This is a genomic window from Succinimonas amylolytica DSM 2873 (assembly GCF_000378405.1).
Classification (GTDB): Bacteria; Pseudomonadota; Gammaproteobacteria; order Enterobacterales; family Succinivibrionaceae; genus Succinimonas; species Succinimonas amylolytica.
Map to the genome: position 1 here is coordinate 840,217 of NZ_KB899636.1, position 6,137 is coordinate 846,353.

Consider the following 6,137-nt stretch of genomic DNA (forward strand, 5'->3'; position numbering starts at 1 on the left):
GGGTTTGAACGGAAGAAGTGATTTGAGGCGAGATTAAATTTTTAAACCGGATTGCCTGATGAAGATAACGTTCTGGAACCACCTGTATCCATTCCGAACACAGAAGTGAAACGGAACAGTGCCGATGGTAGTGTAGCATTCGCTATGTGAGAGTAGGTCATTGTCAGGCATTAAAATCAAGCACGGAGCGGTAGTTCAGCTGGTTAGAATGCCTGCCTGTCACGCAGGAGGTCACGGGTTCGAGCCCCGTCCGTTCCGCCACTCATACAGCGGGGTACTTCAGGGTACCCCGTTTTCTTTTATATTCCACAGTATGGTTTTGAATTTTTCGGTATCTGGGTATTTGCTGGGAATGATGGCATGAACGTCCGGTAACCGCCGTTATTGTCTGAAATTTTGGAGAGGTTCACTTCGGACAGCTATTAGGATTTTTCGGCACACCTGTGCACTATCTGGTAATAAGTATCAAAGGTATGCTGTTTTTTATAAACATCCTGCCAACAATATTGATATGGGAGACTGTTGAAATTCAAAGGTTCGTGAGCTGAGACCTTTGTAGTTTCCGCAAAAGCTATTCAATTTAACTATAAATTAAGGCAAGGAATGTTGTAGCGAAATACGGCAATTACTGCTGAAAATAAAGAGAGGCTCAAAGAATACTTTTCCCCGTCCCCAATTGCAAATAAATCCGCAATAATCTGTGTTTTGCTATTTACTCCGGTCATAGAACGGTTTTTGCGGGATAACGGAGTAACAATTACTTCAGACGGCAGTCTTCTTTGCTGAGACGGGTCTTTTTGATTGTGGTTTTATCGGGAGTAACATAGTCCTGTTCCATGTAATCAATGAGTTTTAACAGTTCCCGATCTCCTGGGTTCAGAAGAGAACACATAAAAGATGGGGAATTCGGGAGGGTCTTAATCTGTTCCTGGGTGTTGTTGCTTCTTACCTGCCAGATCATAACGATGGAAGCTCCGTTTCCCCGATGCATGTCAATAAGAGAAAAATCATCTGTTCCCCGAGATGCTTCCTTTATACTGTCTCGCATCATGGGAATAAGTACGTCGTTGAGGTAGCGAATCTGAATTTTGCCGTCTTTTCCAATGACGGATGGGGGGACGATAGCGTAGTCCGCATGGGCGGCTATGGATGAGAGAACGATACTACCAAAAATAAAAGATATCATGCCGAGGCAGGAAAGAGTATTGCGTTTAATCCGGTGAAAATTAATCATGTGTTAAGCTCCTGCGGAATTTAAGCGGTTCCGGATAACTCCGGAATATCAGATTGTGGCAGAAAATTTTATCAGAAAGTCGCATGTGCGAACACAGTGACCATCATGCTGCTTCATAAAATCCGTTTTCATTACTTAAATCTCTATTTTTTGTGATTTTCAATACGATGAAAGTCTTTCTGAAAGAGACGGATTTTTCAGTATTTCTGCCTGCTGATAATAATATGAATCCTTGCAAAAATTTTCTGAAAAAACGTGACTTATGCTGATTATTACGCTAAAATTATCCTCAAATCCTGAGGGGTTGTTTACAGATCTCAGGGAATTAACTTAAAAATGATAATTTGATGGAGAAATTCATGAATAAGTTACAGGTTGTTTTAGGCACTGTTGTACTTGGTGCTTCTCTTGTTGGCTGTGCTAACACCGATGCTCTTTCTCAGAAGGTTGATGCTCTTTCTCAGAAGGTTGATGCTCTTTCTGCCGACGTTGCTGCTGTTAAGTCTAACCAGAACCAGCTGAGCAACGAAGTTGCTGCTGCAAGAGCTGACGCTGCTCGTGCCAATGAGCGTCTCGACAACATGGCTAACCGTTACAAGAAGTAATATTCAATAACGAGTTTGCGGGGGGAGTTTTATGCTCCCCTTTTTTTGTTTATGAAAAATATTTTAGATTTTGCGGCGGATGTTTTCGTGTCTGTCGCTGGTTTGTGCCAGAAAAGTTCCTCTTTTCAATTATTTTTAAAGCGATCTTTAAATTCCTGAAGCTTTCTTGTGAGAGTATTTCTGCCTATGCCAAGAATTCTGGCAGCCTCGATTTTTTTGCCATGTGTATATTTCAAAGCTTCTTTTAGCATGACAAACTCAAATGTGGCCATAGCTTCTTTCTGGATTTCGGTATTGCCTTCGGAAAGCTGTTTGGCAACCCAGTTACCAAGTATGGGTTCCCAGTCAGTATTTGATGCGGCATATGCTGTTTTGAGATACTGCTCTGATGTCTCCGGTATTCCTGTTTCATTGCTGATGGCTTCAGGTAATGAGACAGCAGCCGCTAGGGCAATTTCTGTTCCTGAGAAATCCCAGTTTCTTCTGTCATTGCCTTCGCAATTTCCCGGAGATGAATCTTTGGTCGGAAGACTTCTTTCCGGTTCTGTGTTATGTATTGATGGATCCTCTCGGGCGCTTTTAACCTCATCGGGGAGATCCTCGGGGGGAATAATTTGACCTGGAGCCATTACTGTGAGCCAGCGACAGACATTTTGAAGCTGCCGGATATTTCCGGGCCAGCTATACCGTTTAAGAATGTCAAGGGAGTCTTGTCTCAGGATTTTAGCAGGTACGTTCATTTCCTTTCCAGCATTGACAAGAAAATGTCCTGTCAGTTTCTGGATATCGTCAGATCTGTCTCTGAGAGGGGGGATGTGAATGCTGATAACATTAAGACGGAAGTACAGATCTTCCCGGAACAGACCTTTTCTGACATATTCGGGAAGATTCTTATTGGTAGCGGCCAGAATGCGGACATCTACTGAGATGGGGGACTGGCCTCCAACCCGGTAGAATTCCCGGTTTTCCAGAACTCGCAGCAGTCTTGTCTGAGCTTCCATTGGCATATCCCCAATTTCATCCAGAAACAGGGTTCCGGTATTAGCTTCCTCAAAACGTCCGATTCTTTGGCTGTTGGCTCCGGTAAAGGATCCTTTTTCGTGTCCGAACAGCTCGGATTCAATCAGTTCCTGAGGAATGGCAGCCATATTGAGAGCTACAAACGGCTTTTTGTTTCTGGTGCTGTGTCTGTAAATGGCCCGTGCCACCAGTTCTTTTCCGGTCCCTGATTCTCCCATAATAAGAACACTGACATTGGAGTGTGAGATTCTGCCGATAACACGGTAAACCTCCTGCATGGCCTGAGATTCGCCGATAAGTTCGGTTATGCCTTTATTTTCAGAAGCTACCGGAGATTGGACTTGCGGCTGCATCTGGCTATCGGGTGTGGCAGGTGATAATTTTCGGTACTGGGATACTGCTTTTTTGACAATAGCAATACAGTCGTCAAGGTCGAATGGTTTTGGCAGGTATTCAAAGGAGCCATTTTCATAGGAACGTACGGCATTCATAAGATCACTGTGGGCAGTAGTGATGATCACCGGAATATCGGCAAATTTGCGGTGAATCTCTTTAAGCATGGAAATTCCGTCGATACCGGGCATTTTGATATCGGATATAATACATTCGGGAGGATTTGAGGCTAGTTTTTTTAGAGCTGATTCTCCATCGGGAAATACCTCGCAGTTAAAACCTTCCTTTGTCAGGGCTCTGTCTATTACAAAACGAATGGCGCTGTCGTCATCCACTATCCAGACTTTTCCGTTACTGTAGTTATCTGACATGTAATGGTCTCCTTAATTGTCGTTTCCGTCTGCAAACAGGGGAAGGTAGATTATAAACTGTGTTTGTCCAGAAAAGCTCTGACACTCGATTTTCCCGTGATGCTGTGCAATTATGTTCTGGGCAATGGGCAGTCCTAGACCGGTTCCACCGGCGCGACGTGACACCATGGGGTAGAAAATGGTATCAGCAATTTCCGGCGGAATTCCAGGACCGTTGTCGGTGATGGTTATTTTTATGGCGGTATGACAGAGCTTGCCTCTGATACTGATGCAGTAGTCTGCTCTGGTTTGAATAGTTATCAGCCCAGGATTTACCTTGTTTTCCTTCAGGATGGCTACAGCATTTCCGATAATGTTGAGAAATGCCTGCTCCATTTTTTCGGAATCCATCTTGATTTCTGGTAACGAAGGGTCGTAGTCTCTTTCGATGGAAATGTCATTGGTGATTTCCAGTTCCAAAAGTTTTCTGACTTTCTCGATTATAGAGTGAATATTGTCATATTTGGCTGGTATAGCTCTTTGCGGTCCTAAAAGTCTGTCTACCAGGTTTTTAAGTCGGTCAGCCTGTTCAATAATGATTTTACAGTAATCAAAGAGATTTGAATCCTGACCGCAGTCTTTCTGAATGAGCTGGGCGGCACCACGGAGGCCTCCAAGAGGGTTTTTGATTTCGTGGGCCAGACTTCTGACCAGTTCTCTTGCGGCATCCTGCTGACTTTCCTGCTGGCGTTCATGTTCCATAACACGTTCACGGGTTACCTTTTTGAATTCTATTAGTAGCATTGAAGAGGACGTATCTGGCCACGATTTCGTGGAAGATGCAATCTCATCCTGTCCGAGACAGGTGATGGTGATATCCACGAAAATTTTCCGATGGGGGGTAACTAGGACAGTATTGGTACTTGAAAAAACATCCTTTTCGGTGACTACGGGAAGACATTTATTGAAATCTATGCCGGAGTAGCTGAACAGATCCGGGAAAAATCTGTTACGCATTTTGGAGGTGCTAATTCCGAGAATTTGTTCACATGCCGGATTTGAGCTAATAACCTTTAGCTTGTTGTTAAGCACCATTACACCGGTACTAAGTGCGGAAAGTATTGTATTCGGGAAATCCTGGTAATCCATGTTATCACCAAAGTTGTGCATAATATTATAAATGAAATATTTTAGTGCAAATGATTCGTGATAGTGCCTCTTGTGTACGCATCAGCTTAGCAACTTTGCATTGGAAGCATAAGGTTGCATGCCCAGGGTTCAGCCTCTGAAGATTTTATTAATAGCAAATGCGCCTTCGGGGATCTTTTGCAGGGGGAAATATGCAAAATATCTACCAGTCAGGAAGATCTGAAATGCCAATTATAATAGTACGCAAGTAACGGATATCTATCACGTCATGACGAGGTATTAAAGGAGTGCCACGTTACAGAACCGTATTCTGTCATAGGGTGAGAATTAGTTGAGGATTAAAACCATGTGGTATTTGAAATTCGATACAGTTTTATAGATGAGTAGCAGGAACAGACAATTATCTGAGTGTAAACATACAGAAACCAGTTAAATATTTACTGCATTTGAGTTTTGCAGAATCAAACGGGGATAGAAATCAGTGTTGTATTGAAGGATGTAACGCAGGAATGTTTTTTGTGAGAAAACCTGAGAAAATTCTGACTTTGATATGATGTTGCAGTTCTGCCGGCACAATTGATGATAGTATTATGGTTGTTATATGGTATTTATCAAATCAGAGGACATCGGTATGAAAACTGTAAACATGCTAAATATTGCATTTTGTATTCTGACGGCCGGGGCAGGCTTGTCAGCTGCCGTTGCAAACGCCGAAGAGGTTTATAAGTGGGTGGACAGCAATGGTGTGACGCATTATGGTGACGAACAGAGAGTTGCCAATCAGAACGGAGCCTCAAAAATTGAAGTCAAGGCACCTAAGGTGGGAACCGTTGAAACCAATTATGTCCCGAAAGGAGAAAATATCAGACCTGTCAATGGGACGTCCAACAGCAATATCCGGGTTTCTATCGTGTCTCCGTCTAATGGTCAGGAGATTCGGGCAAACGACGGGGTGATTACGGTATCCTCCAATATAAATCCGATGCCGTCTGGTAATTACTCCACCAAGGTTTATATTGACGGTTCATTGTTTGGCTCCGCCAATAATTCTTCCACTGTCCGGGTTGAGGGAGTTCCTCGCGGAGAGCATCAGATTACCACAAAAGTTCAGGTACAGGATGGTAAGATTTTTACCTCCAACAGTATTAAGGTGACTGTTCTCAGAGTAAGTGTCGGGGGTAAGTAACAGAATAAGAGCAGGAAACAATTTTTCTAGGCTGTGATTTTGGGTGGTATTGGTTAAAAAATATCCAAAATGGCAGCCTTTTTGATGTTTTTTTTAGTTTTGTTCAAAAAAGTGTTGACGGGATTCAAAAAATCTCTAAAATACGCACTCGCTGACAGGGTAAAGCTCAGCGAAGTTCTTTAACAAACAGTTTAGACAAT

At 43.1% G+C, this 6,137-nt stretch carries 5 protein-coding genes, 1 tRNA gene and 1 rRNA gene; 4 read left to right on the forward strand and 3 right to left on the reverse strand.

What is annotated here, in order from left to right; translation table 11 throughout:
* Nucleotides 1–54: 54 nt before the first annotated feature.
* Both rrf and F557_RS0103770 read left to right on the forward strand, forming a co-directional pair.
* A 5S ribosomal RNA gene (gene rrf / locus F557_RS0103765) occupies nucleotides 55–169 on the forward strand.
* Between the two features lie 15 nt (nucleotides 170–184).
* Nucleotides 185–261, forward strand: a tRNA-Asp gene (locus F557_RS0103770).
* Nucleotides 262–757: 496 nt separating this feature from the next.
* Here F557_RS0103770 and F557_RS0103775 read toward each other — a convergent pair.
* Entirely contained in the window at nucleotides 758–1,234 is a 477-nt protein-coding gene (locus F557_RS0103775) for a hypothetical protein (protein WP_019000922.1), read from the reverse strand.
* A gap of 359 nt (nucleotides 1,235–1,593) precedes the next feature.
* Between F557_RS0103775 and F557_RS0103780 the strand changes: the two genes are divergently transcribed.
* A complete protein-coding gene (locus F557_RS0103780) occupies nucleotides 1,594–1,839 on the forward strand; it encodes an LPP leucine zipper domain-containing protein (RefSeq protein ID WP_026297739.1) in 246 nt (81 codons plus the stop codon).
* Nucleotides 1,840–1,964: 125 nt separating this feature from the next.
* Here the strand turns inward: F557_RS0103780 and ntrC are convergent, their stop codons facing one another.
* Complete coding sequence (gene ntrC, locus F557_RS0103785; protein ID WP_019000924.1) at nucleotides 1,965–3,623, reverse strand: nitrogen regulation protein NR(I); 1,659 nt, start codon at nucleotides 3,621–3,623, stop codon at nucleotides 1,965–1,967.
* A gap of 12 nt (nucleotides 3,624–3,635) precedes the next feature.
* Nucleotides 3,636–4,751, reverse strand: coding sequence for a nitrogen regulation protein NR(II) (gene glnL / locus F557_RS0103790; RefSeq protein ID WP_026297740.1), 1,116 nt, complete (start codon nucleotides 4,749–4,751; stop codon nucleotides 3,636–3,638).
* 631 nt (nucleotides 4,752–5,382) lie between these two features.
* On the opposite strand from glnL, the gene F557_RS0103795 reads away from it, so the two are divergent.
* Nucleotides 5,383–5,937 carry a DUF4124 domain-containing protein gene (locus tag F557_RS0103795; RefSeq protein WP_169335155.1) on the forward strand — a complete coding sequence of 185 codons (555 nt, stop codon included), beginning with the start codon at nucleotides 5,383–5,385 and terminating at the stop codon, nucleotides 5,935–5,937.
* Nucleotides 5,938–6,137 lie beyond the last annotated feature (200 nt).